This is a genomic window from Phenylobacterium sp. (genome assembly GCF_016793225.1).
Classification (GTDB): domain Bacteria; phylum Pseudomonadota; class Alphaproteobacteria; order Caulobacterales; family Caulobacteraceae; genus Phenylobacterium.
This window is the reverse complement of record NZ_JAEUMN010000022.1, coordinates 47,542-72,811: the sequence shown is the minus strand read 5'-3', so window position 1 is coordinate 72,811 and position 25,270 is coordinate 47,542. Positions and strand designations below refer to the sequence as shown.

Annotated in this window: 22 protein-coding genes; 5 read left to right on the top strand and 17 right to left on the bottom strand. The window is 70.7% G+C overall.

The window, feature by feature from the left end; all coding sequences use genetic code 11:
* Window positions 1-3 precede the first annotated feature (3 nt).
* From JNK30_RS02430 to dusB, 4 genes are all read right to left on the bottom strand, one after another.
* Complete coding sequence (locus JNK30_RS02430) at window positions 4-2,223, bottom strand: PAS domain-containing sensor histidine kinase (protein ID WP_293479811.1); 2,220 nt, start codon at window positions 2,221-2,223, stop codon at window positions 4-6.
* Window positions 2,224-2,322: 99 nt separating this feature from the next.
* Complete coding sequence (gene ntrC / locus JNK30_RS02425; RefSeq protein ID WP_293479809.1) at window positions 2,323-3,744, bottom strand: nitrogen regulation protein NR(I); 1,422 nt, start codon at window positions 3,742-3,744, stop codon at window positions 2,323-2,325.
* Entirely contained in the window at window positions 3,741-4,832 is a 1,092-nt protein-coding gene (locus JNK30_RS02420; RefSeq protein ID WP_293479898.1) for an ATP-binding protein, read from the bottom strand. The genes ntrC and JNK30_RS02420 overlap by 4 nt, the downstream gene beginning before the upstream one ends.
* Window positions 4,833-4,867: 35 nt before the next feature.
* Window positions 4,868-5,875 carry a tRNA dihydrouridine synthase DusB gene (gene dusB / locus JNK30_RS02415; protein ID WP_293479807.1) on the bottom strand — a complete coding sequence of 336 codons (1,008 nt, stop codon included), beginning with the start codon at window positions 5,873-5,875 and terminating at the stop codon, window positions 4,868-4,870.
* Window positions 5,876-5,976: 101 nt separating this feature from the next.
* On the opposite strand from dusB, the gene JNK30_RS02410 reads away from it, so the two are divergent.
* The gene (locus JNK30_RS02410) at window positions 5,977-7,122 is read left to right on the top strand and encodes a bifunctional 2-C-methyl-D-erythritol 4-phosphate cytidylyltransferase/2-C-methyl-D-erythritol 2,4-cyclodiphosphate synthase (RefSeq protein ID WP_293479805.1); all 1,146 of its coding nucleotides are present in this window, start codon (window positions 5,977-5,979) and stop codon (window positions 7,120-7,122) included.
* A gap of 28 nt (window positions 7,123-7,150) precedes the next feature.
* On the opposite strand, the gene JNK30_RS02405 is transcribed toward JNK30_RS02410, so the two are convergent.
* Window positions 7,151-9,436 carry a spermidine synthase gene (locus tag JNK30_RS02405; RefSeq protein WP_293479803.1) on the bottom strand — a complete coding sequence of 762 codons (2,286 nt, stop codon included), beginning with the start codon at window positions 9,434-9,436 and terminating at the stop codon, window positions 7,151-7,153.
* A gap of 82 nt (window positions 9,437-9,518) precedes the next feature.
* On the opposite strand from JNK30_RS02405, the gene JNK30_RS02400 reads away from it, so the two are divergent.
* Both JNK30_RS02400 and JNK30_RS02395 read left to right on the top strand, forming a co-directional pair.
* Window positions 9,519-10,016 carry a CinA family protein gene (locus JNK30_RS02400; protein WP_293479896.1) on the top strand — a complete coding sequence of 166 codons (498 nt, stop codon included), beginning with the start codon at window positions 9,519-9,521 and terminating at the stop codon, window positions 10,014-10,016.
* A gap of 2 nt (window positions 10,017-10,018) precedes the next feature.
* On the top strand, window positions 10,019-11,359 hold the full coding sequence (locus JNK30_RS02395) for an APC family permease (RefSeq protein WP_293479801.1): 1,341 nt from the start codon (window positions 10,019-10,021) through the stop codon (window positions 11,357-11,359).
* 20 nt (window positions 11,360-11,379) lie between these two features.
* Here JNK30_RS02395 and JNK30_RS02390 read toward each other — a convergent pair whose 3' ends face one another.
* Window positions 11,380-11,823: an SRPBCC family protein gene (locus tag JNK30_RS02390; protein WP_293479799.1), complete on the bottom strand. Its 444-nt coding sequence runs from the start codon at window positions 11,821-11,823 to the stop codon at window positions 11,380-11,382.
* A gap of 1 nt (window position 11,824) precedes the next feature.
* Entirely contained in the window at window positions 11,825-12,790 is a 966-nt protein-coding gene (gene lipA, locus JNK30_RS02385) for a lipoyl synthase (RefSeq protein WP_293479797.1), read from the bottom strand.
* A gap of 140 nt (window positions 12,791-12,930) precedes the next feature.
* Between lipA and JNK30_RS02380 the strand changes: the two genes are divergently transcribed.
* Window positions 12,931-14,484 carry an AMP-binding protein gene (locus tag JNK30_RS02380; RefSeq protein ID WP_293479795.1) on the top strand — a complete coding sequence of 518 codons (1,554 nt, stop codon included), beginning with the start codon at window positions 12,931-12,933 and terminating at the stop codon, window positions 14,482-14,484.
* Between the two features lie 125 nt (window positions 14,485-14,609).
* On the opposite strand, the gene lpdA is transcribed toward JNK30_RS02380, so the two are convergent.
* The 8 genes from lpdA to JNK30_RS02340 are packed head-to-tail and all read right to left on the bottom strand — an operon-like array spanning window position 14,610 to window position 21,463.
* Entirely contained in the window at window positions 14,610-16,001 is a 1,392-nt protein-coding gene (lpdA, locus tag JNK30_RS02375; protein ID WP_293479793.1) for a dihydrolipoyl dehydrogenase, read from the bottom strand.
* Window positions 16,001-16,480 (bottom strand): glutathione peroxidase, encoded by a 480-nt coding sequence (locus tag JNK30_RS02370; RefSeq protein WP_293479791.1) that lies wholly within the window; start codon window positions 16,478-16,480, stop codon window positions 16,001-16,003. The genes lpdA and JNK30_RS02370 overlap by 1 nt, the downstream gene beginning before the upstream one ends.
* Before the next feature lie 10 nt (window positions 16,481-16,490).
* The gene (locus JNK30_RS02365; RefSeq protein WP_293479789.1) at window positions 16,491-17,831 is read right to left on the bottom strand and encodes a pyruvate dehydrogenase complex dihydrolipoamide acetyltransferase; all 1,341 of its coding nucleotides are present in this window, start codon (window positions 17,829-17,831) and stop codon (window positions 16,491-16,493) included.
* Window positions 17,832-17,846: 15 nt separating this feature from the next.
* On the bottom strand, window positions 17,847-18,272 hold the full coding sequence (locus JNK30_RS02360; protein ID WP_293479787.1) for a GFA family protein: 426 nt from the start codon (window positions 18,270-18,272) through the stop codon (window positions 17,847-17,849).
* Window positions 18,269-18,676: a GFA family protein gene (locus JNK30_RS02355; RefSeq protein ID WP_293479785.1), complete on the bottom strand. Its 408-nt coding sequence runs from the start codon at window positions 18,674-18,676 to the stop codon at window positions 18,269-18,271. The genes JNK30_RS02360 and JNK30_RS02355 overlap by 4 nt, the downstream gene beginning before the upstream one ends.
* On the bottom strand, window positions 18,673-20,079 hold the full coding sequence (locus JNK30_RS02350; RefSeq protein ID WP_293479783.1) for a pyruvate dehydrogenase complex E1 component subunit beta: 1,407 nt from the start codon (window positions 20,077-20,079) through the stop codon (window positions 18,673-18,675). Before JNK30_RS02350 ends, JNK30_RS02355 begins: the two co-directional genes overlap by 4 nt.
* 3 nt (window positions 20,080-20,082) lie before the next feature.
* Window positions 20,083-21,120: a pyruvate dehydrogenase (acetyl-transferring) E1 component subunit alpha gene (gene pdhA / locus JNK30_RS02345; RefSeq protein WP_293479781.1), complete on the bottom strand. Its 1,038-nt coding sequence runs from the start codon at window positions 21,118-21,120 to the stop codon at window positions 20,083-20,085.
* A 49-nt stretch (window positions 21,121-21,169) separates the two neighbouring features.
* Window positions 21,170-21,463: a septum formation initiator family protein gene (locus JNK30_RS02340; protein WP_293479780.1), complete on the bottom strand. Its 294-nt coding sequence runs from the start codon at window positions 21,461-21,463 to the stop codon at window positions 21,170-21,172.
* Window positions 21,464-21,648: 185 nt separating this feature from the next.
* Here JNK30_RS02340 and JNK30_RS02335 point away from each other — a divergent pair, with 185 nt between their 5' ends.
* Window positions 21,649-22,431, top strand: coding sequence for a PEPxxWA-CTERM sorting domain-containing protein (locus JNK30_RS02335; RefSeq protein WP_293479779.1), 783 nt, complete (start codon window positions 21,649-21,651; stop codon window positions 22,429-22,431).
* On the opposite strand, the gene eno is transcribed toward JNK30_RS02335, so the two are convergent.
* Entirely contained in the window at window positions 22,428-23,708 is a 1,281-nt protein-coding gene (gene eno, locus JNK30_RS02330; RefSeq protein ID WP_293479777.1) for a phosphopyruvate hydratase, read from the bottom strand. The two genes, JNK30_RS02335 and eno, sit on opposite strands and share 4 nt — an antisense overlap.
* Window positions 23,709-23,764: 56 nt before the next feature.
* Complete coding sequence (locus JNK30_RS02325; RefSeq protein ID WP_293479775.1) at window positions 23,765-25,207, bottom strand: alpha/beta fold hydrolase; 1,443 nt, start codon at window positions 25,205-25,207, stop codon at window positions 23,765-23,767.
* Between the last annotated feature and the right edge of the window lie 63 nt (window positions 25,208-25,270).

Genomic DNA, 25,270 nt, shown 5'->3' with positions numbered 1-25,270 from the left:
CCTCTATTCCGCAGATACGGCCGCCGGCGGCCTCGCGAGGCGCTGGGCGGCCGCCGCCGGCAGACGCAGCACCGCCAGGGCCCCCTGCCCGGCACGGGCGTCGGCCAGCTCGAGTTCGCCCCCGTGGTCCTCCAGGATCCGCTTCACGATCGCGAGGCCCAGGCCAGTGCCCTTCTCGCGGGTCGTGACGTAGGGCTCGGTGAGCCGGTCGCGGTCCTTGGCCGGCAGGCCGACGCCGTTGTCCTCGACCTCGAACGCCACGCCGTGCTCGTCGGAGACCAGCCGCGCGACGATCCGGCCCTTGAGCTTGGGCTCCTTCGCCCGCCGCCCCTCGACCGCCTCGGCCGCGTTTTTCAGCACGTTGGTGAGAGCCTGGCCGATCATGCGCCCGTCGGCGTGCAGCGCGGCCTCATGGAGCGGCTCCTCGAGCACCACCTCGAAGTCGGGGCTGGCGACGCGCTGCGCGAACACCGCCGCGCGAAGGAGCTCGGCGGCGTCCAGCCGGGCGAACTTGGGCGCGGGCATGCGCGCAAAGGACGAGAACTCGTCCACCATCCGGCCGATGTCGCCGACCTGGCGCACGATGGTGTCGGTGCAGCGATCGAAGGTCTCCAGCTCGGCGGGCGCGATGTCCTTGCGGTACTTGCGCCGCAGGCGCTCGGCCGAGAGCTGGATCGGCGTCAGCGGATTCTTGATCTCGTGGGCGATCCGCCGGGCCACGTCGCGCCAGGCGGCGTTCCGCTGGGCGGCGACCAGACGCGTGACGTCGTCGAAGGTGAACACGAGGCCGCCCTCGGACTGGCTCGCCCGGACGCGAAGCCGCCGCTGGTCGCGGCCGCGGGTGATGTCGATCTCCTCCTCGGCCTCCCCGGAGCGGCCCGCCGCCGCAAGCTCGGCGAATTCGGGCACCACGTCGGCCAGGCGGCGGCCGCGGCCCTGGTCGCGCGGCAGCGCGAGCAGCACGGACGCCTGGCGGTTGGTGACCGAGATGCGCCCGTCCGGGTCCAGGCCGATCACGCCCGCGCTGACCTCGGCCAGCACCGTCTCGATGAACTGGCGCCGCTCCTCGGCTTCCTCGCCGGCCCGGCGCAGGGCCTCCTGCTGGGCCTGCAGGTCGTGGGTCATGCTGTTGAAGGCGCGCGACAGCACGGCGATCTCGGCGGGATCGGATTCGGCGTCCACACGGGCCGACAGGTCGCCGCCGGCGACCCGCCCCGCCGCCTGCACGAGCCGGCTGATGGGCGCGGTGATGGAGTTGGCGGCGGCAAGCCCGAGCCAAACCGCGCCGACCAGCACCAGCATGGCGGTCTCGGCGTAGCTCAGGACGAAGATCGCCTGGATGCGCTCGCGGTTCTTGGCCACGTCCCGGTACGAGGCGAGCTCGGACTCGGACTCCCGCATGTAGCCCATGATCCCGGGCTTCAGCGGCCGGGTCACGTACAGGTAGACGTCGTTGAACGCGGTCAGCTTGTAGAGCCCCCGCATCACGCCCGCGTCGAAGTTCGGGATGTAGATCTCGCTCTGGTCGGCGGCGGCGTAGGCGGCCTGGGACGGCAGCACGTACGGCGGAGCGCCCGACGCCTCGGCCCGGGCGAGGACCCGGCCCTGGCGGTCCACCAGGTAGGCGGCCGGGAAGGCGTGGAACGACGCCAGCGCCTCCAGGTAGCTCCCGGCGCTGTCGGGCTTCTCCGCGATCCCCGCCGCCTCGCGGTTGAGGTCGCCGGCCATGGGAATCACATGGTCGCGGATGTAGCCGGTCTGCTCGTCGATGTAGGACTGGAAGACGGTCGCGGAGTTCTCGACCACGGTCTGCACCCGCTGCGAGAACCACTTCTCGACCCCGCTGGAGACCACGAGCCCGTAGAAGATGAGCACGACCGCCGCCGGAACGAGGGCCGCCGCCGCGAACAGCCCCACGAACCGCACATGCAGGCGCGCGCCCGCATCGGAGGACCGGGCGTCGAGCAGCTCGAAGATCCGCGTGCCTACCGAGACCAGCAGGAAGAGGATCAGGACGAGGTTGAGGAACAGGACCGTGAGGATCACGTCGCTGGCCGGGCCCAGCGGCCCCTTCTCGGGCGGCGACGCGGCGAGGAAGATGGCCACGCCCGTCAGCAGAGCCGCCAGGCCATAGCCCACGCCGAGCGCGAGCCGGGACTGGAGCGCGGCTCGGATCCGGGTCAGCGCCGGATGCCGGAACGCGGGGTGGGCAAGCAACGCCATCGCGTGCGGAGCCTAGGGACCTGTGCTCCAAAATCAACACCTATGTTGCGCGGACGCACAGCGCAGCCTGAACGCCGCGACAGGCGGCCGGGGATGGCCCTACCGGCGGCCCCGGGCCATCTCCACGCCGAGATCCTGGATCTTCTTGCGCAGGGTGTTGCGGTTGAGGCCGAGGATCTCGGCGGCGCGCACCTGGTTGCCCCGGGTGGCGGCCAGCGTGAGCTGGATGAGCGGCCGCTCCACCTCCTCGAGAACCCGGTCGTACAGGCCGGCGGGCGGTATCCCGTCGGGCTGATCGGCGAAGTAGCCGGCCAGCTTCTGCTCGACGAGCTGCGACAGGGTGGCCGGACCCTCCTGCCCCTGCATCACGGGCTGCTGGTCGGAGAGTTCCTTCTCGATGATACGCGCGGTGATCAGGTCCTCGCCGTAGAGCGCGCAGATGCGGCGCACGAGGTTCTCCAGTTCGCGGACATTGCCGGGCCAGCTGTGGCGCTTCAGGCGGTCCAGCGCGCCGGCGTCGATGGTCTTGGCCGGCAGGCCCTCGCGGTTGGCGCGCAGCAGGAAGGCTCGGGCGAGGTCGGGGATGTCCTCGGCGCGGTCCCGCAGCGGCGGCAGGCGCAGAGGGGCGACGTTCAGGCGGAAGAAGAGGTCCTCGCGGAAGAGGCCTTGCTGGATCAGGGCGCGCAGGTCGCGGTTCGTGGCGGCGATGATGCGCACGTTCGGCCGGCGGCCGGTCTTGGGGTTCAACGCCGGCTCCGACCCGTCGATGACCCGGAGCAGGCGCGTCTGAGCGTCGAGCGGCATGTCCCCGATCTCGTCCAGGAACAGCGTCCCGCCGTCAGCCTCCACCAGCTTCCCGAAGTCGCCCTCCTCCTTGCCGAAGAGCTCGCTCTCGACGCGCTCGCGCGGGGTGGCGGCCAGGTTGATGACGACGAACTTGCCGTCGCGCCGCCGCCCCATGTCGTGGAGGGCGCGCGCGACCAGTTCCTTGCCCGTGCCGCTCTCGCCGGTGATCAGCACCGTCAGGTCGGCGCCCACGAGCCGGGCGATGGTCCGGTACACGTCCTGCATCGGACCCGAGCGCCCGATCAGCGGCAGCCGGTCATCGCGGACCGCACGCGCCTGCGCCTTGGACGCTTCAGCGTCCGCGGGCCGCGCCAGCGCCCGCCTGGCGGCCGAGGTCATGTCGTCGAGGTCGAACGGCTTCGGCACGTACTCGAAAGCGCCGACCTCCGCCGCGTTGACGGCGGTGATGAGGTTGTTCTGCGCGCTCATCACGATCACCGGCAGCTTGGGCCGCTGCTTGCGGATGCGGGGCAGGACGTCGAAGACGTTCTCGTCGGGCATGACGACGTCGGTGACGACGAGGTCCCCCTCCCCGTCGCTCACCCATTTCAGCAGGGTCGTGGCGTTGCCCGTCGCGCGCACCTGATAGCCCAGGCGCGTGAACGCCTGCGACAGGACCAGGCGGATCGACGAGTCGTCGTCGGCGATCAGGATCTTCTTCGAGGCCGCGTTCATTCGGGCGCATCCAGGTAGGTGTCGTCGGCGGAAGCGATGGGCAGGAGCACGCGGAAGACGGTGCGCCCGGGTTCGGATTCGAAATCGATGAGGCCCCCGTGCGCCGCCACGAGCTTGGCGACGAGCGCGAGGCCGAGGCCCGCGCCGTTGGCCTTGGACGTCACGAACGGCTGGAACAGGCTCTCGCGGATGTGCTCGGGGATGCCCGGCCCGTTGTCCTGGATGCGGACCTCGATCGGGGCGCCCCGAAGCGCCTGGCCCTTCGCCGAGCGGACGCGGACGCCGTGCCGGTAAGCGGTGTGGATCGAGACCTCGCCCCGGTCGTCGCCGCGGGCGTGGGCGGCCTCGGCGGCGTTCTTCACGAGGTTCAGGAAGACCTGGATCAGCTGGTCCTCGTCGCCCAGCACGGGCGGCAGCGACGGGTCGTAGATCTCCTTCAGCCCCAGTCCGTCCGCCACGCCGTTGGCGGCCAGGGCGCGGACGCGGTCGAGCACCTGGTGGATGTTGATCGGGCTGAGCGACGGCAGGGCGTCGTCCGAGAAGGCCTCCATGCGATCGACCAGCCGGCGGACGCGATCGGTCTCGTCCACGATGAGCTGGGCCAGCGGCGCGTCCTCGGCCTTGGCGCCGCTCTTCAGCAGCTGGGCCGCGCCCCGGATCCCCGCCAGCGGGTTCTTGATCTCATGCGCCAGCATGCGGCCGAGTCCGACCAGGGAGCGGAGGCCGGCGGCCTCGTGCGCGCTGCGCTCGTTGCCGAGCCCGCCCTTCACCGACAGGGTCAGCAGCACCGAGCCGTCGCCCAGCGGGGCCGCCGCGCCGTCGGCCTCGAAGGGCGGCAGGCCGAAAAGGCTGATCTGGACGCCGCGCTCGCGGACGCGGCCGTCCTCCTCGATGGCGCGGTTGAGCAGCGAGACCAGGGCCGAGCCCGGCGGCAACGCCGCGCGGAAGCGGCCGCGGGCAAGCAGGCCGAGGCCCTGGCCGAACAGGCCTTCCGCGGCCTCGTTCACGGCCACCAGGGCGCCGTCCCGGCTCACCACCAGGGCCGGGTCGGGCGAAAGTTCGAAGGCCTGCGCCTTCAGGGCGTCCATCTCGACGCCGCGGGTCTGCAAGCGTGTCGTGCCGGTCATGCGGCCAGTCTCCGGTCGGGTGCGATCCAGAGGGCTTCGAGCCCCCGTTCGACCGATCGGGCGTCCTCCAGGCGGCAGAGCGCCGCGCGCGCCTCGCGCCGGGCCGCGGGGTCCGCGGGCCAGGGGGCGTTCTCGATGTAGGCGGCCAGGTGCTTGCGGAAGATCCGCAGGCCCAGCCGTTCTCCGTAGAAGTCGATGCTGTCCCGCAGGTGGGCGACGGCGATGGCGAGGCGCGCGTCGGCGTCGGGCGGCGTGAAGGCGCGGCCGTCCAGCTCGGCCTCGATCTCGGCGGCGATCCACGGGCGCCCGTAGACGCCGCGCCCGATCATGACGGCGTCTGCGCCGGACGCGGCCAGGGCGGCCCGGGCCGTCCGGCCGTCGACGATGTCGCCGTTGGCGATCACCGGGGTCGACACCGCCGCCTTGACCTCGGCGATGGCGGCCCAGTCGGCCTGGCCCTTGTAGAACTGGCAGCGGGTCCGCCCGTGGACGGTGATCGCACGGACCCCGATCCGTTCGGCCGCCGCGGCCAACTCGGGCGCGTTGCGCGAGGCGTCGTCCCAGCCCAGGCGCATCTTGACCGTCACCGGGACATCCACCGCGGTGACGGCGGCCTCCATCAGCTCCAGCGCCAGGGCGGGCTCGCGCATGAGCGCCGAGCCGCCGTGACCGCCGGTGACCTCGCGGGCCGGGCAGCCGAAGTTCAGGTCCACGATGTCGGCGCCGGCGGCCGCCGCCATGCGCGCGCCCTCGCGGATCGCCTGGGGATCGCGGCCGACCAGCTGGATGACCGTGAGCGGGAGCCCCTCCCCCACCGCCGCGCGGCGAACCACGTCGGGCCGGCCCCTGGCCAGCTCGGCGCATGCGACCATCTCGGTCGAGACATAGGCGGCGCCGAGGCGTGTCGCGGCGCGGCGGAACGGCAGGTCAGACACCCCCGTCATCGGGGCGATCCAGACCCGTCCCGCGACCTTGACGCCCCCGACCTCGAGTTCTTTGCTCATTTTCTAATCACGTACATATGCCCCATTTCTAGGCACAATGCTGCGGCGCCGTAAAGCGTGAAAGCTGGAATAAGTCGCCCCGCTTCCCTATGAGCCACGCGATGAAATTCTCCGCCGTCGTCGTTGCAGCCGGTGAAGGTCTCCGCGCGGGGCCCGGCGATCCCAAGGCCTGGCGCCGCCTGGGCGGACGACCGATCCTGCGCTGGTCGGTCGAGGGGCTGCTGAGCGCGGGCGCCGAGCAGGTGGTCGTGGTGGTGGCCGCGGACCGGCTTGCGCAGGTGGAGGGCGCGCTCGCGGGCCTCGCCGGGTGGACGGCCGTGGCTGGCGGTTCGACGCGCGCCGCATCCGTGCAGGCGGGCCTCGCCGCCCTGACGGCGGCGGATGACAACGCGGTCCTGATCCACGACGCGGCCCGACCCTTCGTCGCCCGCGCGCACGTCGAGCGGCTGCTGGCCGCTCTGGAGCGCGCCGACGGCGCCATCCCCGCGACGCCCGTGCCCGACACGCTGAAGCGCGGCGACGGCGTGGTCACCGCGACCGTCTCGCGCGACGGCCTCTGGCGCGCCCAGACGCCCCAGGCGTTCCGGCACGACAGGCTGAAGGCCGCCTACCGGACCTGGCCCGCGGGCGAGGAGCCGACCGACGACGCCTCGGTGCTGGAGCGGGCGGGCGGCGCGGTCGCCCTGGTGGCCGGCGACCCGATGCTGCTGAAGCTCACCTACCCGGAGGACTTCCTGATGGCCGAGCAACTCGCCGGCGGCCAGCGCATCGTGCGCATGGGCCAGGGCGTCGACGCCCACCGCTTCGGCCCCGGCGACGCGGTCTGGCTCTGCGGCGTCCTCATCCCGCACGACCACGGCCTGATCGGCCACTCGGACGCCGACTGCGGCCTGCACGCGCTGACGGACGCGATCCTCGGAGCGGTCGGGGACGGCGACATCGGCGAGCACTTCCCGCCCACGGATGAGCGGTGGAAGGGGGCCTCGTCCGACCGGTTCCTGAAGCACGCCGCCGACAGGGTCGCCGCCCGGGGCGGCCGGATCGTCAACGTGGACGTCACCCTCGTCTGCGAGCGGCCCAGGATCCGGCCTCATCGCGACGCCATGCGCGCGCGGATCGCCGCGATCCTGGAGATCCCGGTCGAGCGCGTCAGCGTCAAGGCGACCACGACCGAGGGCATGGGCTTCACCGGCCGCCAGGAGGGCCTCCTGGCCCAGGCCGTGGCGACCGTTGAGACGCCGGCCTAGGTCGCCCCGACGCCGACGTCAGGCCGGGTCACGGCAGCCAGGTCCAGCGCCCCTTGAGGTTGGCGTAGAGGGCGCCCGCGAGGTTCGTGTAGTCGTCGGTCCAGGGCCGGGCCTTGAACGGGTTGCCGTCCGCCCACTTGCCCGTGGCCTGGAAGGCGGCGAGCGCCTCGGGGCTGCGGGCCACGATCACCGCGTCCTCCGAGGAGTCCCAGGTTCCCGGAGGGTCCTTGTCGGGCGCACGGTAGTTCTGCGCGAGCGCGTAGCCGCCGGCGGCGCGGGCCACGGCCTGGGCGGGGTTCATCAGGTCGAGGTTGCGGTTCGAGAGGTGCAGGATCAGGACGCCGTCCGGCCTCAGCTTCGACAGGTAGCCCCGCACCGCCTCGACCGTCAGCAGGTGGGCGGGCACCGCGTCCGACGAGAAGGCGTCGATGAGCAGGATGTCGAAGCTGCCGGCGGGCTGCTTCGCCACGGTCAGGCGCGCGTCGCCGATCACATAGTCGACGAGGCTCTTGGCGCAGAGGGTCGTGTAGCTGAAGTTCTCGACGGTCGTGGAGACCTTCACCACCAGCGGATCGATCTCGAAGAACGTGAGGTGGTCGCGCTCGCGGACGTAGGCCGCGACCGAGCCCGTGCCCAGGCCGACGGCGCCGATGCGGAGGCCCGGCGAGGCCTGCTGCTTGAGGGCGAAGACCTGGCCGATGGGGGTGTTCGGCGTGTAGTAGACCAGCGGCTTGCACATGTAGCGGGGGTCCTGCGACTGCGCCCCGTGCAGGGTGGTGCCGTGGGCCAGCATCTTCACGCGCCCCACCGTGCTCACATAGGTCTCGGACTGCTTGAGGACGCCGAAGAAGCTGCGCCAGCTCTTGCGCGTGTCGGTCCGGTCGGCCGCCGTTTCGGCCGCATAGCTCAGGATCGCGACGATCGCGAAGATGAACAGCGCGTGGCGGCGCACCAGGAAGGCGGCCAGCACCGCCAGGACCAGCAGTGTCTTCAGGCCCATGTCGAAGAGTTCGGCCGGATCGAAGCGGCCGACGATCTCCTCGGTGGACATCGTGCGGCTGGCGAAGGTGACCGCCACGGGGGTCAGGGCCGCGGCGGCCACGCCCACGATCAGCATCGCCCACGTCCAGATGGGGACCCGCTGCAGGTCGCCCCACGGCCGCGCCAGGCAGGCCAGCGCCAGGACGATGGGATACTCCCACACGTCGTTGAAGATGACCGGCGCCAGGAAGGCGTTGAAGGCGCCCCCGACCACGCCGCCGAGCGAGAGGCAGAGATAGAACTCCGTGAGGTGCGCCGGATCCGGCCGGCGCGCCACGAGCTGCTGGTGGCACATGAGCGCGGTGAGGAAGAAGGCCGCCAGGTGGACGAACAGCAGGAATGCGAACAGCGTCGAGCGGAACGGCAGGATCGCCGCGCAGGCGGCGATGGCCGCGGCCTGCAGCGTCAGGGTCACCTCCGGCGGGATGGCGGGCCTGTCCTGGAAGGCGATGATGAAGGTGGTCAGGTAGAGCGCCAGCGGCAGCACCCAGAGGAAGGGCGCCGAGGCCACGTCGGTGGTGATGTAGGTGGTCACCCCCAGCATCAGGCTGGACGGAATGGCCGCCAGCCCGACCCAGATGGCGCGCGTGCGCCACGAGGGGGGCGGCTCGGTCGTGATCGCCGCCTCGGCCGCCTCGGCGCGGACGCGTGAGACCGCGACCGCCAGGACCCCGATCACCACCACGAACAGGCCGTAGCCTGCGCTCCATCCCATGCGCTGCCCCACCAGCGTCATCGTGGGCTCGACCACGACGGGATAGGCCAGGAGCGCGATCAGGCTGCCCAGGTTGGACGCGGCGTAGAGCGCATAGGGCTCCTTGCCCTCGATGCTCCCGAGGGTGCGCGCATGCCAGGCCTGCACCAGCGGCGCGGTGGCGGACAGGATCGCAAACGGGGCGCCGATCGAGAGCGCCAGGACCGCCAGCAGCCAGAGGTTGGGATGGTCGGACGAGGGCGGGCCCGCCAGCCCGTTCACCCGCAGGGGCAGCGCCACGGCGGCGATCAGCAGGGCCGCGACGTGCGTCATGGCCTGGGCCCGTACGGACGGGATGCGCTGCAGGAGGTGGGCGTAGAAGTAGCCGGCCAGGAGGGCGATCTGGAAGAACGCCATCGAGGTGTTCCAGACCGACGGGCTTCCGCCCAGCAGCGGCAGCACCAGCTTGGCGACCATCGGCTGGACCAGGAACACCAGCGCGGCGCTCGTGAACACCGTGAGCACGAAGAGCGCCGCGGGCGGTTGGCGGGCCGCAGGCGCGGCGGCGAGCGTGGTCATGGGTCTCGAATCGCCTTGAACGGAGTGGCCTGTCGATGCTCTGTGCAGAGCGGCGCACGGTAAAGGGGACCAAGGCATGTCGATGTTCAACCTGGAGATCGTCACCCTGGCCCGGCTTCTCATCGACGAGGCGCGCGAGCGTTCGCTCCGGATCGTCACCGCCGAGAGCTGCACCGGCGGCCTGGTGGCGGGCGCCATCTGCTCCATCCCCGGCTCGTCCGATGTGTTCGAACGCGGGTTCGTCACCTATTCGAACCGGGCCAAGCAGGAGCTGCTGGGCGTGCCCGGCGACCTGATCGCCGACCTGGGCGCGGTTTCCGAGCCGGTCGCGCGCATGATGGCCGAGGGCGCGCTGGAAGCGTCCAACGCCCACATCTCGGTGGCGATCACCGGCGTGGCGGGTCCCGCCGGCGGGACGCGGCTGAAGCCGGTGGGCACGGTCCACATCGCCACGGCGCGAACGAACCAGCGGCTCGTGCACGAGGAGCACTTCTTCGAGGAGGAGACCCGCGAGGGCGTCCAGCTGGGCGCCGTGCAGGCCGCCCTGCAGATGCTGCGCGACCGTGTGACGTCGAAGTAGCCGTGAAGGCAGACGGCGCGCTCTCGTCCGCCGAGCCGGCGGCCGCCGAAGGCCAGCTGGTCCGCGCCCTGCGTCGGCGCGACATCATCGGGTTCCTGCTGAACGTCATGCTGGGCGCGGGCATGCTGACCGCCCCGGCCAAGGTCTACGGCCTCGTCGACGGCTGGGGCCTCCTGGTGCTGCTGGCCAGCGCCCTGGCCGTGCTGCCGGTGATCTTGTGCTTCGCCGAGCTCGGCAGCCGGTTCAGCGGGACCGGCGGGCCTTACCTGTACGCTCGCGCCGCGCTGCCGCCCTGGATCGCCTTCGCCTCGGGCTGGATGCTCTGGGTGGCCCAGGCGCTGGGCGCCGCGACCCTCAGCAACCTCTTCGTCAGCTACCTGGCCGGCTACGTGCCCGCATTGGGCGAGGGCGCGGGGCGGATCCTCGCCCTGGGCGCCGTCGGGCTGGTCTGCACGGGGATCGTCCTGGTGGGCATCCGGCAGGCGGCCGGCGCGAGCAACCTCGTCATCGCCGTCAAGCTGGCCTTCATCGCGCTCTTCCTGGCCGCCGTCCTGCCGTTCGCGCAGATGGACCGCCTCGCGCCCGCCGCGCCGCCGCCCGCGGCCACGCCCTTCATCCAGGCCATGCTGATCTTCATCTTCGGGTACTCGGGCTTCGAGCGCGCCGCGCTCGTCGCCGGCGAGGCGCGGGACCCGCGGCGCGACGTGCCGGCGAGCCTGCTCTTCGCCCTGGCCCTCGTGACGGCGGTCTTCGCCCTCGCCTTCGTGGCCTGCGTGGGGGTGCTCGCGGACCCAGCCGCCAACGATCGCCCCTTCGCCGAGGCCGGACGGACCCTCTACGGGCCGCTCGGCGCCGCCGTGGTCTCGGCGGGCGCCCTGGCCGTCACCCTCGGCACCCTCCTCGTGATCGTGGTCTCCATGCCCCGCAACCTGCTGGCGCTGGCCGAGCATGGGGAGGTTCCTGCGCTGCTCGCCAGGATCCATCCGCGCTGGCGGACGCCGCACGTGGCCATCGTGGTCTCGAGCCTCGTCGGCTTCGGCGCCGGCATGGTCAGCGACCTGCTGAGCGCGCTGACCATGTCCACGGCGGCGCGGCTCGTGGTCTACATCCTGGCCTGCGTCGCGCTGATCCGGCTGGTGGGCCGCGCCCAGGCGCCGCCGGCCGCCTTCCGCCTGCCCTTCGCCCGCGTCGCCGCCGTCGCGGCGATCCTGTCCATGGCGGCCGTGGTCGCGTTCGGGGCGACGAAGGAGCTTCCGGCGCTGGCCGGCGTCCTGGCGGCAGGGTTCGTCGTCATGCTCGCCACCCGCGCGGCGCGCCGGAGGACGATCCCGAAAGGGTCCTGAGTGGGGCGGCGGCGGCGCGCCTAGCCGTAGAGCGCCTTCGCGCGATCCTCGAAGCAGCGCATCAGGCGTTCCACCGCGTGGTGGAAATTGGCGGCCAGGAGGCCGTCCAGCAGACGCGACTTGAACTGGAAGTCGATGTCGAACTCGATCCGCGTGCCGGCGTCGTCCGGCAGAAAGCGCCAGCGGTTCACCAGCCTGCGGAACGGGCCCGAGAGCAGGTTGACGTCGATCTGCCGGGCGGCCCCGTCGCGGAGCACACGGGTGGCGAAGCGCTCCTTCAGGAACGAGAAGCCGACGCCGGCCTCGGCGTCCAGCTGGTCGGCGTCGTCGCGGACCTGCCGCCGGTTCCACGTGCGCATGGCGGTGATCCAGGGCACGAACTCGGGGTAGCGGTCCACATCGCCGACAAGCTGGAAGAGCTGGTCGGGCGTGTACGGCAGCACGCGCGAGACGTGGTGCTGCAACCTACGCCGCGTCCCGCGCCCGGCGCGCCGCCTGCAGCCGGGCGAAGTCCTCGTCGGCGTGGTGCGACGAGCGCGTCAGCGGGCTGGAAGAGACCACAAGGAAGCCCTTGGCCCTGGCGATCTCCTCATAGGCCCTGAACTCGTCGGGGTGCACGAACCGGTCGATCGGCGCGTGCTTTCGGGTCGGCTGCAGGTACTGGCCGATGGTGATGAAGTCGACGCCGGCGGAACGCATGTCGTCCATCACCTGCATCACCTCCTCCTTCGCCTCGCCCAGGCCGACCATGATGCCGGACTTGGTGAACTGCTCGGGGTCGCGCTCCTTGACCCGTTCCAGCAGGCGTAGCGAGTTGTAGTAGCGCGCGCCCGGGCGGATCGGCAGGTAGAGCCGCGGCACGGTCTCGAGGTTGTGGTTGAAGACGTCGGGCCGCGCGTCGATCACCGCATGCACCGCCTCGAGCGGCTTGCGCAGGAAGTCCGGGGTGAGGATCTCGATGGTCGTGCCGGGCGAGGCCGCGCGGATCGCTCCCACGACCGCGGCGAAGTGCGCCGCGCCGCCGTCGGCCAGGTCGTCGCGGTCGACCGAGGTGATGACCACGTGGCGCAGGCCCATCTTGGCCACCGCGTCGGCCACGCGGGCGGGCTCGGTGGGATCCAGCGGATTCGGCTTGCCGGTCGCCACGTTGCAGAACGCGCAGGCCCGGGTGCACACCTCGCCCATGATCATCATGGTGGCGTGGCTCTTCGACCAGCACTCGCCGATGTTCGGGCAGGCCGCCTCCTCGCAGACGGTGATGAGGCCATGGCCCTTCACGATCTCGCGGGTGGCGTTGTAGCCGGCCGACCCCGGCGCGCGGACGCGCAGCCACTCGGGCTTGCGCAGGATCGGCGTCTCGGGACGGTTCTGCTTCTCCGGATGCCGCGGACGCGGCGCCTTGCCGGAGACGGTGTCGATGACCACGGCCATGGCCCCTAGATCGTCCGTCCGGGCCGCCGGATCAAGCGCGTCTCTGGGTCCGGCCCGCGATCACGGCAGGTAACCAAGCTTTTCAGGCGGAACGGCGCTCTGTAGGTTCCCGCCAACGACAATATTGGGAGCGATCGCCCTTGAGCGCGTTCGACAGCGCAGCTGCGCAGTCCACAATCTTTGACGCCCTGGTCGCTTCCGCACGGAAGCACGGGGCCAGGAAGCCGATCCTGGAGGACCAGGAGCGTAGTCCCCTCTCCTACCTCGACCTGATCCGGGCCGCGTTCGCGCTCGGCCGCAAGATCGCGGCGTTCACCGACAAGGGCGAGCGCGTGGGCGTGATGCTGCCGTCCAGCTCGGGCGGCGTGGTCACCTTCTTCGCCCTGCACGCCTTCGGCCGCGTGCCGACCATGCTCAACTTCACGTCCGGCATCCGGAACCTGAAGGCGGCCTGCGAACTGGCGGGCGTCAAGACCGTGCTGACGTCCCATCGCTTCGTCGAGCAGGGCAAGCTCCACGACCTGATCGACGCCCTCGAGACGCTCACCAACGTCGTCTACCTGGAGGACGTCCGGAAGACGGTGGGCCTGTCGGACCGGCTGTTCGCCGCGGCCGCCGGGGCCCTGCCGAAGTCGTTCCGCGCCGCCACGCGGCCCAGCGACCCGGGGGTGATCCTCTTCACGTCCGGCAGCTTCGGCACGCCCAAGGGCGTGGTCCTGAGCCAGGCCAACCTGGTCTCCAACGCCAAGCAGGTGGCCGCGCACATCCGGCTCGACCCGAACTGGGTGTTCTTCAACCCGCTGCCGATCTTCCACTGCTTCGGCCTGACCGGCGGCGCGCTGCTGCCCATCCTCGAGGGGATGAAGGCGTTCCAGTATCCCTCGCCGCTGCACATCAAGCAGATCCCGCCGCTGGTGAAGGACACCAAGGCAGCGGTGCTGTTCGCCACCGACACCTTCCTGAACCAGTACGCCCGCTCGGCCGATCGCGACGAGCTGGCCGGCCTCACCTTCGTGGTCTGCGGCGCCGAGAAGGTCCGGGAAGAGACCCACAACCTCATCGCCGAGAAGTTCGGTCCCATCCCGATCCTGGAGGGCTATGGCGCCACCGAGGCCTCGCCGGTGATCGCGGTGAACCTGCCGGCCGACAACCGGCGGGGCACCGTCGGGAAGCTGCTGCCGGGCATGGAGACGCGGCTGGAGCCGGTGGAGGGCATCCCGGGCGGCGGCAAGCTGCTGGTCCGCGGCCCGAACGTCATGGCCGGCTACCTGAACGCCCAGGGCGGCGTGGACGCGCCGTCGGGCGGCTGGCACGACACCGGGGACGTGGTGTCGATGACCGACGATCAGTGGATCAAGATCCTCGGCCGCGTGAAGCGCTTCGCCAAGATCGGCGGCGAGATGGTGTCCCTCACCGCCGCCGAGGACCTGGCGTCGGCGGTGTGGCCCGACTGCCGGCACGCGGTCATCGCCCTGCCCGACCCCAAGAAGGGCGAGCGCCTGATCCTGGTCACCGACCGCCGCGACGCCGACGCAGCGCCGCTGGTGGCCTACGCCCAGCAGATCGGAGCGCCCGAGCTCACGGTGCCGCGCAAGATCATCAAGGTGCAGGAGATCCCGGTGCTCGGCACCGGCAAGACCGACTATCCGGCCATCCAGCGGATCGTGGACGCCGAGCTCCAGCGGGCGGCCTAGATCCTCCGCGAGCCAGGGTTGGGAAGTGGCGGTCGGTCCCCGACTCCGTCTCCAAGCGCCGAGCTGGATCAATACGGCCCCGCCCTGTCGGCTGCGCCGCCGGTCCCTCCCCACGGGGAGGGATTTCAGATGTGCAGGACCTTGCCATAGGCGTCGAGGGTCGCCTCGTGCATGGCCTCGCTCATGGTGGGGTGCGGGAACACCGTGGCGTGCAGCTCGGCTTCCGTGGCCTCCAGCGTCATGGCGATGGCGAAGCCCTGGATCATCTCGGTGACCTCGTGGCCGATCATGTGCGCGCCGATGAGCGCGCCGGTCCTGCCGTCGAACACTGTCTTGATGAAGCCGTCCGTCTCGCCGGCGGCGATGGCCTTGCCGTTCACGCGGAACGGGAAGCGGCCCACCTTCGGCTCCAGTCCCTGCTCCCTGGCCTGGGCTTCCGTGACGCCGACTGAGGCGATCTGCGGCGTCGTGTAGGTGCAGCCCGGGATCGGGGCGGTCAGGTTCGAGGGCTTGAGACCCGCGATATGCTCGATGCAGTGCACGCCCTCGTGGCTGGCCTTGTGCGCGAGCCAGGGCGGTCCGGCCACGTCGCCGATCGCGTAGAGGCCCGGCACGCCCGTGGCGCCGTGGCTGTCGGTGACCACGTGGGTCTTCTCGACCTTCACGCCCAGGTCCTCGAGACCCAGGTCCTCGACGTTGCCGACGATGCCGACCGCCACGATGCAGACGTCGGCCTCGAGGGTCTCGGCCTTGCCGCCGGCCTCGATCTCCAGCGCCACGCCCTTGGCCGTCTTGCTGAGCTTCTTCACCGACGCCGGCACGCGGAACCTGATCCCGCGCTTCTCGAAGCTCTTGTGGGCGGCCTTGGAGACCTCCTCGTCCTCGACGGGCAGGATGCGAGGCATCATCTCGACGACTGTAACTTCCGACCCGAGCGCCCTGTAGAAGCTCGCGAATTCCATGCCGATGGCGCCGGACCCGATGACCACCATGGTTTTCGGCGCCGCCTTCGGGACCAGGGCCTCGCGATAGGTCCAGATGCGCTCGCCGTCGGGCTCGAGGCCGATGGCGGGGATGGTGCGCGCCCGGGCGCCGGTGGCGAGGATCACGTGCTTGGCGGTCAGCCGCCGGTCGCCCACGACGACGGTCGGCGCGGCCTGGCCCTTCTCCAGCCTGGCGACGCCCTGGACCACCTCGATCTTGTGCTTCTTCATGAGGAAGCCCACGCCCGAGTTCAACTGGGCGGCGACCTTGCGCGAACGCTGGACGACGGCGTCGAAGTCGAACGCCTTCTTCTCCACCGAGAGGCCGTAGTCCTTCAGGTGGTCGAGCTGCTCGTAGACCTCGCCGGACTTCAGCAGCGCCTTGGTGGGGATGCAGCCCCAGTTCAGGCAGATGCCGCCCAGCTCGGCGCGTTCGACGATGGCGGTCTTCATGCCGAGCTGGCTCGCCCGGATGGCGGTCACGTAGCCTCCCGGCCCCGAACCGATCACGATGACGTCGAAGGCGTCGGCCATCAGAGGAGCCTCTCGATCGCGCCGTGCAGCGCCTTGGGTTCAACGGTGGGCGCGAAGCGTCCGACCACCTGTCCGTTCCGGTCGACCAGGAACTTGGTGAAGTTCCACTTGATGCCCTCGGTGCCGAGGATCCCCTTCTTCTGCCCCTTCAGCCAGACGTAGAGGGGGTGGGCGGAAGGGCCGTTCACGTCGATCTTCCGCATCAGGGGGAAGTCCACGTTGTAGGTCAGCGAGCAGAAGGTCTTGATCTCATCGGCGTCGCCCGGCTCCTGCGCGCCGAACTGGTTGCAGGGAAAGCCCAGCACGACGAAGCCGCGGTTGCGGTGCTTGCGGTACAGGTCTTCCAGCCCGCCGTACTGGCGCGTGAAGCCGCACTGGCTGGCGGTGTTCACGATCAGCATCACCTTGCCGCGGTAATTCGCCAGCGGCGCCGGCTGCCCGTCGATGGTCTCGGCCGTGAAGTCGTAGATCGTGCTCATGCCAGCCCCCTCAGGCGATCATGGTCAGCGGCTCTTCGATCAGCGCCTTGAAGGCGGCGAGCCAGCGGGCGCCCACCGCGCCGTCCACCACGCGGTGGTCGCAGGTCAGTGTGACGGACATGACGGTGGCGATGGCCAGTTCATCGCCGCGCACCACGGGCCGCTTCTCGCCGGCGCCCACCGACAGGATGGCGCCCTGCGGCTCGTTGATGATCGAGGCGAAGGTCTTGATGCCGAACATGCCGAGGTTCGAGACGCTGAAGGTGCCGCCCTGGAACTCCTCGGGCTTCAGCTTCTTGGTCCGGGCCCGCTCGGCCAGGTCCTTGGCCTCGGTGGCGATCTGGCCCACGCCCTTGGTCTCGGCGGCGCGGATGATGGGGGTGATCAGCCCGCCGGGCACGGCCACCGCCATGGCGATGTCGGCGTGATGGTGCATGGCGATGCCTTCGGGCGTGTAGCTGGCGTTGGCCTCGGGCACGCGCTTCAGGGCCACCGCGGCGGCCTTCATGACCATGTCGTTCACGCTGACCTTGATCCCGTCCTTCTCGAGGATCTGGTTGATGCGCGCCCGGGCGGCCAGCAGCGCGTCCAGTTCGATGTCCACGGTCAGCGGGAAGTGCGGCACGTCGCGGAAGCTGTCGGTCATCCGCCGCGCGACCGTCTTGCGCATCCCGTCCAGCGGAACGAGGTCGTAGCTGCCGGGGGCGATGCCCATCTGTTCCAGGGTCTTGTGCTCGCGCGGCGCGGCGGCCGGCGCAGGCTTGGCGGCCGGCGGCGCCTCGGCGGCGGCGGGCGCGGGCTTCGCCGCCCCCGGCTGGGCCTTGTCGATGTCGGCCTTCACGATGCGCCCGTGCGGGCCCGAGCCCTGCACCGCGGCGAGGTCGACCCCCTTCTGCTCGGCCAGGCGGCGCGCCAGGGGCGAGGCGAAGATGCGGCCCTCAGCGCCTCCCCCGCTCGCGGGCGAGGGGGACCGGGAGGGGGCGCTGGGGCCGGCCGCAGGCGCGGGTGTCGGGGCTGGGGCCTGCGCCCCCTCCGACGCCTTCGGCGCCGCCGGCGCGGGGGCGGAGCTTGCCGCCGCGGCGGGCGCGGACGCCGGCGCGGCGGGCTCACCCTCGCCGGAAAGACGGGCGATGGGCGTGTTGACCTTCACGCCCTCGGTTCCCTCGGCGACCAGGATGTCCTCGACCACGCCCTCGTCGACCGCTTCGACTTCCATGGTGGCCTTGTCGGTCTCGATCTCGGCGATCACGTCGCCCGAGCTGACCTTGTCGCCCTTCTTGACGTGCCACTTGGCGAGCGTGCCCTCCTCCATCGTGGGCGAAAGGGCGGGCATCAGGACGTCGATGGGCATGTCGTCTCTCGGCTCTCAGACGCTCGGTTGCAGTTCGGTCAGTTCGGCCGGCGACCAGCGCGCCTTGCGCCGTTGCGCGCGTTCCTCCGGCGTCTCGTCGTCGAAGACGTGGGGTTCCGGCGTGCGGCCGTCGAAGCCCTGGAGGTCGACGCCCGTGACGTTCAGGATGGCGTAGCGCTCGCCGTCGATGATCACCGTCGCGCCCACGTAGCAGCCGCACTCGGCGCAGAACATGTAGTCCGACTTGCGGTGCCCGAACCGGTAGTGGTGCAGCCGGCCGCCGATGAACGTGATCTGCGCGTCCGGATGGCTGGTGGAGATGGCGCCGTGCCGGCGGCAGAAGCCGCACTGGCAGGCGCGGAGCGGCAGGTCGGCCGCCGCTACACCCTCGATCGCGACGCGCACGGCGCCGCAGTGGCACTGACCGTGCAGACGGCTCATGCGGGCTCCCTGGAGAGATGGGCGAGGCCGGCTGCGTTGGCCTCCCAGTTCTGGCCGTCGAAGGCCTCGATGACGATCTCCAGCCCCTCGACCGTGTCGAGGCAGCGGGCGTTCACGCTCCAGCCGTCCGGGTTGGACCTGGGGCGATAGAAGCTCTTGATCCCGCACTCCGAGCAGAACAGGTGCTTCGCCACGCGGGTGTTGAACGTGTACTCGGCCAGCCGGTCGGCGCCCTTGGTCAGCCGGAAGCGGCTCTCCGGCACGATGATGTGCACGAAGCCGGTCTTGGCGCACATGGAGCAGTTGCAGCTCTGCGCCTCGACACGACCCGGCAACGCCACCTCGAAGCGGACCCCGCCGCAGTGGCACCCGCCCGCCCGCCATTGGAACGGGCTCTGGCTCACGACCTGTAGCTCACGGCCTTGGCCGCCTTCACGATCCGGTCGACCGAGGGCATCGAGAGCGCCTCGAGGTTGGCGGCGTAGGGCAGCGGGACATCTTCCTGGGTCACCCGCATCGGCGGGGCGTCGAGATAGTCGAACGCGAGCTCGGTGACCTTGGCGCAGACCTCGGCGCCGACGCCCATGGGGCCCCAGCCTTCCTCGACCGTCACCAGCCGATTGGTCTTCTTCACGCTCTCGACGACGGTCTCGATGTCCATGGGGCGGATCGTGCGCAGGTCGACCACCTCGGCCTCGATCCCGTGCTTGGCCAGCTCCTCGGCCGCCTGCAGGCAGAAGCCCACCATGCGGGAGTAGGCCACCAGCGTGACGCCGCTCCCCTCGCGCCGAACCTTGGCCTTGCCGATCGGGACGACCCAGTCGATCCCTTCGGGCACGTCGAACTCCTGGCCGTAGAGCATCTCATGCTCCAGGAAGACCACGGGGTTCGGGTCGCGGATCGCGGCCTTGAGCAGCCCCTTGGCGTCGGCCGCGTCGTAGGGCGCGATCACCTTCAGGCCCGGCACATGGCCGTACCAGGCGGCGTAGTCCTGGCTGTGCTGCGCCGCCACGCGGGCGGCGGCGCCGTTGGGTCCGCGGAAGACGATCGACGTCTTGATCTGGCCGCCCGACATGTAGAGCGTCTTGGCCGCCGAGTTGATGATGTGGTCGATCGCCTGCATGGCGAAGTTGAAGGTCATGAACTCGACGATCGGCTTCAGCCCCGCCATGGCGGCGCCGACGCCGAGGCCCGCGAAGCCGTGCTCGGTGATCGGGGTGTCGATGACCCGCTTGGGCCCGAACTCCTCGAGCAGGCCGCGGCTGACCTTGTAGGCGCCCTGGTACTGGGCGACTTCCTCGCCCATCAGGAAGACGTCGCCGTCCCGGCGCATCTCCTCGGCCATGGCGTCGCGCAGGGCGTCGCGGACGGTGACCTTCACCAGGTTCACGCCCTCGGGCAGCTCGGGGTCTTTCAGGGCGGGCTTCGGCGTGACGGGCGTAGCGCCCTCGCCTTCCGGCCGCGGCTTCGCCGCCTCGGGCGGCTGCTTCTCGGGGTCGCCTGCCGCCGTCTGCATGGGCGCGGGCTGCGTCTGCGGCGTCGGCTCCGGCGCCGCCTTGGCCGCGCCGCCCTCGCCGCCCAGCCGGGCGATGGGGGTGTTGACCTTCACCTCCTCCGTGCCCTCGGGCACCAGGATCTCGGAGACGACGCCCTCGTCGACGGCCTCGACCTCCATGGTCGCCTTGTCGGTCTCGATCTCGGCGATCACGTCGCCCGAACGGACCTGGTCGCCCACCTTCACGTGCCACTTGGCGAGCGTGCCCTCTTCCATCGTGGGCGAGAGCGCCGGCATCAGGATGTCGGTCACGGCTCAGGCCCCCTGTTCGACGGTCGTGTAGACGTGGGTGTAGAGCTCGGACGGATCCGGCTCGGGGCTGGTCCGGGCGAACTCGGCGGCGTCGGCGACGATCTTCTTCACCTCGGCGTCGATGGCCTTCAGCGTGGCCTCGTCGGCCCAGCCGTTCTTCTCCAGCATCTCCTCCACATGGTCGATCGGGTCGCGGGTCTTGCGGACCTCGTCCACCTCCTCCCGGGTGCGGTACTTGGCCGGGTCGCTCATGGAGTGGCCGCGGTAGCGGTAGGTCTTCATCTCGAGGATGTACGGCCCCTTGCCCGACCGGCAGTGGTCGCAGGCCCGCTGCGCCGCCGCCTTCACGGCGGTGACGTCCATGCCGTCCACCTGCTCGCCGGGGATGTTGAACGAGATGCCGCGCTTGTAGAGCTCGACCTCGGACGTCGACCGGTCGATGGCCGTGCCCATGGCGTACTGGTTGTTCTCGATCACGTAGATGACCGGCAGCTTCCAGACCGCGGCCATGTTGAAGCTCTCGTAGACCTGGCCCTGATTGGACGCCCCGTCGCCGAAGAAGGCGAAGCTGACCTTGCCGTCCTCGCGATAGCTGTTGGCGAGCGCAAGGCCCGTGCCCAGCGCCACCTGCGCGCCCACGATGCCGTGGCCGCCGTAGAACGCGGCCTCGGTCGAGAACATGTGCATCGAGCCGCCCTTGCCCTTGGACGACCCGCCGATCCGGCCGGTGAGCTCGGCCATCACCTCGCGCGGATCCATCCCCGCCACCAGCATGTGGCCGTGGTCGCGATAGCCGGTGATGAACTGGTCGCCGGGCCGCTTGGCCGCTTCGCAGCCCACCGCGATGGCCTCCTGGCCGATGTAGAGGTGGCAGAACCCGCCGATGAGCCCCATGCCGTAGAGCTGGCCCGCCCGCTCCTCGAAGCGCCGTATGAGCAGCATCTCGCGGTAGTATTTGAGGAGTTCGTCCTTCGTGACGGACGTCGCGTCCGCCCCGTTGGCCTTGCGCTTACCGGCTGCGGCCGTCGCTGCGCGCGCCATGCGTCACCCCGTGATCGTTTGATGTCGAAGGATCGCCCCGGAGCGAACCTTACTTCATACGGATCACATAGTCCCTAGGGTCTGCGAAGCCTAGAAGGGACCGCGCCCTCTCCTCCAGCAGATCGGCGGAAAGGCTCTCGTCGCGGAGCAGCTTCGCGCGGACCTCGAGGTCGTGCCGCTGGGCCGTCAGGGCCTGGAGTTCGCGGGTCTTGGCCGCGAGCGCGGCGTCGCGGGTGTCCGACTTGAGAAGTCCGCCCTCGCCCGTGAAGGCGTGGAACCCGAAGTAGGCGATCAGGAGCGCCAGGAAGGCGGTCGACAGATACGGACGCAGACTTGCGAGCACGGCGATTCCCAGCGGGGGTTTCGCCCTTGTGCGCCACAATCCCTAACGGCGCGCTAACCAAAGCGTGCGGTCGCAGACCCGATGCGGCGCACCTTCCTGCGCTCCGCTGCACGCCGGTGCAACTTCCCGCATAGGACGGGCCGGGGTTCTCGATGACATCAACGACAGTCTCACGGAGCTAAGTGATGTCAATCAAAGACTTGAAGCAGAAAGCAGATGGGTTCTCCGCGCGCAGGACCCACGTTCGTGTGCTGCGATCCTGCACTGCGGCCGCCATCGCCGGCGCAGCGGCCATCCTCCCCCTGGCGGAAGCGAGCGCGAAGACCATCAAGATCGAAGCTTCCGGCACGGTGGCGGGCGGAACCGACGGCGCACGGCTATTCGGCCTCGATAGCCTCGCCGGTGCGTCCTTCAGCTTCGTCGCGACCTTCGATCTCACCAACGCGGTCTACGTCGATGGCGGCGTCCAGACCAACTTTGTCGGCGGCGAAGCGTACGATTACCTCCAGCCCGCGCCACCGTCCCTGTTGGTTGGCAAGGCGGTCTTCAGCTTGAACGGCGTTGCGCGCGAACTCAGCGGCAATCGGCTAACGGATCTCTCCGCGTTCGCCAACGGATTCGACATGCAGCGCGTGAGCGACCTCTCGCTGCAGGGAGCCGATCACACCAGCGAAGCCGTGGTGCTTCAGGAGACGCCGGGGTTCGGCCTTTTCGGTCCCGACTACACGCCACCCGCGGGCAACCTCTGCACAGGCAATCATGCCTGCGACGGGGTCTACGCATACGAGCGAACGCTGGAAGGGCGCTATGTGGAAACCTTCCTGGTTCTCGACCCGACAATCGTGACCATCACCGAGGTGGCGGATGCGACCGGCGCCGTCCCGGAGCCCGCGACCTGGGCGCTCATGATCCTGGGCTTCGGCGCGGCCGGCTCGGCGCTCCGGCGGCGTCGGCCGCTCGCCGCCTAGATCTGGCGCAGCGCCCCGCGGCCGGCGTAGACGGCCTGGTCGCCCAGTTCCTCCTCGATGCGGAGAAGCTGGTTGTACTTGGCCGTCCGGTCGGACCGCGCGAGCGAGCCCGTCTTGATCTGCCCGCAGTTGGTGGCCACCGCGAGGTCGGCGATCGTGGAGTCCTCGGTCTCGCCCGAGCGGTGGCTCATCACCGCCGTGTAGCTGTTGCGGTGCGCGAGATCGACGGCGTCGAGCGTCTCGGACAGCGTGCCGATCTGGTTGACCTTCACGAGGATGGAGTTCGCCAGGCCCTTGCCGATGCCCATGCCGAGGCGCTCGGGGTTGGTCACGAACAGGTCGTCGCCGACCAGCTGCACCTGCCCGCCCAGGCGGTCGGTGAGCAGCTTCCAGCCTTCGAAATCGTCCTCGGCGCAGCCGTCCTCGATCGTGACGATTGGGAATTGGCCGACCAGGGCCGCGAGGTACTCGACCATGCCGGCCGGATCCACCGTCTTGCCCTCGCCCTCCATGACGTACTTGCCGCCCTTGAAGAACTCGGTGGAGGCGACGTCGAGGCCCAGGTGGAAGTCCTTGCCCGCCTTGTAGCCGGCGCTCTCGCCGGCCTTCATGATGAACTCCAACGCCGCCTCGGCGCTGGACAGGTTGGGCGCGAAGCCGCCTTCGTCGCCCACGTTGGTGTTGTGCCCCGCGGCCTTCAGCTGCGCCTTCAGCGCGTGGAAGATCTCGGCGCCGGTCCGCAGGCCCTCGGCGAAGGTCTCCGCGCCGGTGGGCAGGATCATGAACTCCTGGATGTCGATCGGATTGTCCGCATGGGCGCCGCCGTTGATGATGTTCATCATGGGCACCGGCAGGACCCGCGCCGAGACGCCGCCCACGTACTTGTAGAGCGGCAGCGCCGACGAGCTCGCGGCCGCCTTGGCGTTGGCCAGGCTCACGCCCAGGATCGCGTTGGCGCCGAGCCGGCTCTTGTTCGGCGTGCCGTCCAGCTCGATCAGTAGACGGTCGATCCGGCGCTGATCCTCGGCGTCGCTGCCCGACAGCGCGTCGTAGATCTCGCCGTTCACGGCGTCGACCGCCTGGGTCACGCCCTTGCCCAGGTAGCGCCCCTTGTCGCCGTCGCGCTTCTCGACCGCCTCGTGCGCGCCGGTGGAGGCGCCGGACGGCACGGCCGCCCGGCCCATGGAGCCGTCCTCGAGGATCACGTCCACCTCGACCGTCGGGTTCCCCCGGCTGTCCAGGATCTCACGGGCGATGATGTCGACGATCTCGGTCATGGGCGCTCCCTGAAGTGGGGGCGAGCCTTAGCCCAAGCCGCCGCGCCGGGGCAATCTCAGGTGATACGGAACTTGGGGGGCGGCAGGGCCAGGCGGGCGTCCGACAGGCGCTCGCCCCGGAAGAACCGCACGATCATCGCCTGCACCTCCGGGTGCGCCTCGAAGACATTGTGCCCGGCGTTCTCCACCAGCACCTGGGTCCGGTTGCGGAACTGCGCCGCCACCTCGGCCTGCTCCTCCAGCACGGTCCGTCCGTCCAGCGACCCGGCGACCAGGAGGCTCGGATGGTCGATTCGGATGGGCCGGCGGAACGCCTCGCCCAGGTCGACGCCGCCGACGGCGCCCGAGAGGTGCGGCATCGGGAAGTTCAGGGCGTCGCCGAACACCGCCGTTTCGGCCTCGCGGCGCACCATCGCCAGCTTGCGCGGCGAGATCCCGGACGCGAGGTCCATGGCCTCGGGCATGCCGCTGACGGACAGCCCGCCGGCGAACTGGCCCGCGAAGGGCGCCAACGCGTCGATCCGCCCGGCGTCGAGCGCCAGATAGAGACGCGGCAGCATCGCCAGGGTCTCGGGGTTCGCCACGAGGCCTCCGGCCAGCAGCTGGACGGCGAAGCCGCCGATCCGCAACTCCAGCGGGCCCGCCTGACGGGGGACGGCTATCGGCTGGGGATCGGCCTCGAGGCGCGCGTGCACCCGCCGCATCAGCGCCGAAAGGTCGGGCACGGCCTGCCGAACCTCCGGGGCGGCGTCCAGGAGCCGGTCCACCCGCTCCAGGTAGCGGTCGCTCCGCGCCGGCCGCTTCACCGTCTGGTCCTGCCCCTCGAGGCTCGCCAGCACCACGCGGTCCACCCGGTCGCCGTGACGCTTCAGCACCGCCAGCCCAAGGTGCGAGCCGTAGCTGATGCCCCAGAGGTTGATCCGTTCGGCGCGCAGGTGACGGCGCAGGTCGTCGACGTCGTCGGCGCTCTCGTTGGTGTTGTAGCCCCGCATGGCCACGCCGGCCGCCGTCCACTCGGCCCAGGCCCGCGCGAACTCGGCGCGCATGTGGGCCGTGAGCCCCTCGCGGGTCAGCACCGGGGGCGGGCCCGCGTAGGCGGGACGCCGCGGGATGTGATTGGAGAGCCCCGTCCCGCGCTGGTCGAAGGCGATGACGTCGGCGATCTCCCGCAGGGCCATGGCGATGGGGAACCTGGGGCCCGCGAAGGTCCCCGTGGCGGTCCCGCCCGGCCCGCCTGCGAGGTAGACGATCGGCGGTCCCGGGCGCGCCGCGGTGGAGGGAAAGCGCACGTAGCTCAGCCGGATGCGCCGCGACGTCGGATCGCGCCGGTCCTCGGGGACCTCGAAGAAGCCCCGCTCGGCCTCGACCTCCTGGCCCCGCCAACCCTTGAACCGGAAAGGCCCGGGCGAGGTGTGGCTCTGCGCGAGCGGGACGCCTGGCGCGGCGAGGCCGGCGGCGGCGGCGAACAGGGAGCGGCGAGACAGGCGGGCAGGAATCATCCGCCGAAGCTGCGGCGGAGCGGCGTCGTGCGCGGCAGCGCTTCGGTGAATGGCGCCGACGGC

Excerpts from the sequence above, each read along its gene's own strand:
- JNK30_RS02430 (WP_293479811.1), bottom strand. The coding sequence starts at position 2,223 with ATGGCGTTGCTTGCCCACCCCGCGTTCCGGCATCCGGCGCTGACCCGG.
- ntrC (WP_293479809.1), bottom strand. The coding sequence starts at position 3,744 with ATGAACGCGGCCTCGAAGAAGATCCTGATCGCCGACGACGACTCGTCG.
- JNK30_RS02420 (WP_293479898.1), bottom strand. The coding sequence starts at position 4,832 with ATGGACGCCCTGAAGGCGCAGGCCTTCGAACTTTCGCCCGACCCGGCC.
- dusB (WP_293479807.1), bottom strand. The coding sequence starts at position 5,875 with ATGAGCAAAGAACTCGAGGTCGGGGGCGTCAAGGTCGCGGGACGGGTC.
- JNK30_RS02410 (WP_293479805.1), top strand. The coding sequence starts at position 5,977 with ATGAAATTCTCCGCCGTCGTCGTTGCAGCCGGTGAAGGTCTCCGCGCG.
- JNK30_RS02405 (WP_293479803.1), bottom strand. The coding sequence starts at position 9,436 with ATGACCACGCTCGCCGCCGCGCCTGCGGCCCGCCAACCGCCCGCGGCG.
- JNK30_RS02400 (WP_293479896.1), top strand. The coding sequence starts at position 9,519 with ATGTTCAACCTGGAGATCGTCACCCTGGCCCGGCTTCTCATCGACGAG.
- lipA (WP_293479797.1), bottom strand. The coding sequence starts at position 12,790 with ATGGCCGTGGTCATCGACACCGTCTCCGGCAAGGCGCCGCGTCCGCGG.
- lpdA (WP_293479793.1), bottom strand. The coding sequence starts at position 16,001 with ATGGCCGACGCCTTCGACGTCATCGTGATCGGTTCGGGGCCGGGAGGC.
- JNK30_RS02370 (WP_293479791.1), bottom strand. The coding sequence starts at position 16,480 with ATGAGCACGATCTACGACTTCACGGCCGAGACCATCGACGGGCAGCCG.
- JNK30_RS02365 (WP_293479789.1), bottom strand. The coding sequence starts at position 17,831 with ATGCCCATCGACGTCCTGATGCCCGCCCTTTCGCCCACGATGGAGGAG.
- JNK30_RS02360 (WP_293479787.1), bottom strand. The coding sequence starts at position 18,272 with ATGAGCCGTCTGCACGGTCAGTGCCACTGCGGCGCCGTGCGCGTCGCG.
- pdhA (WP_293479781.1), bottom strand. The coding sequence starts at position 21,120 with ATGGCGCGCGCAGCGACGGCCGCAGCCGGTAAGCGCAAGGCCAACGGG.
- JNK30_RS02335 (WP_293479779.1), top strand. The coding sequence starts at position 21,649 with ATGTCAATCAAAGACTTGAAGCAGAAAGCAGATGGGTTCTCCGCGCGC.
- eno (WP_293479777.1), bottom strand. The coding sequence starts at position 23,708 with ATGACCGAGATCGTCGACATCATCGCCCGTGAGATCCTGGACAGCCGG.
- JNK30_RS02325 (WP_293479775.1), bottom strand. The coding sequence starts at position 25,207 with ATGATTCCTGCCCGCCTGTCTCGCCGCTCCCTGTTCGCCGCCGCCGCC.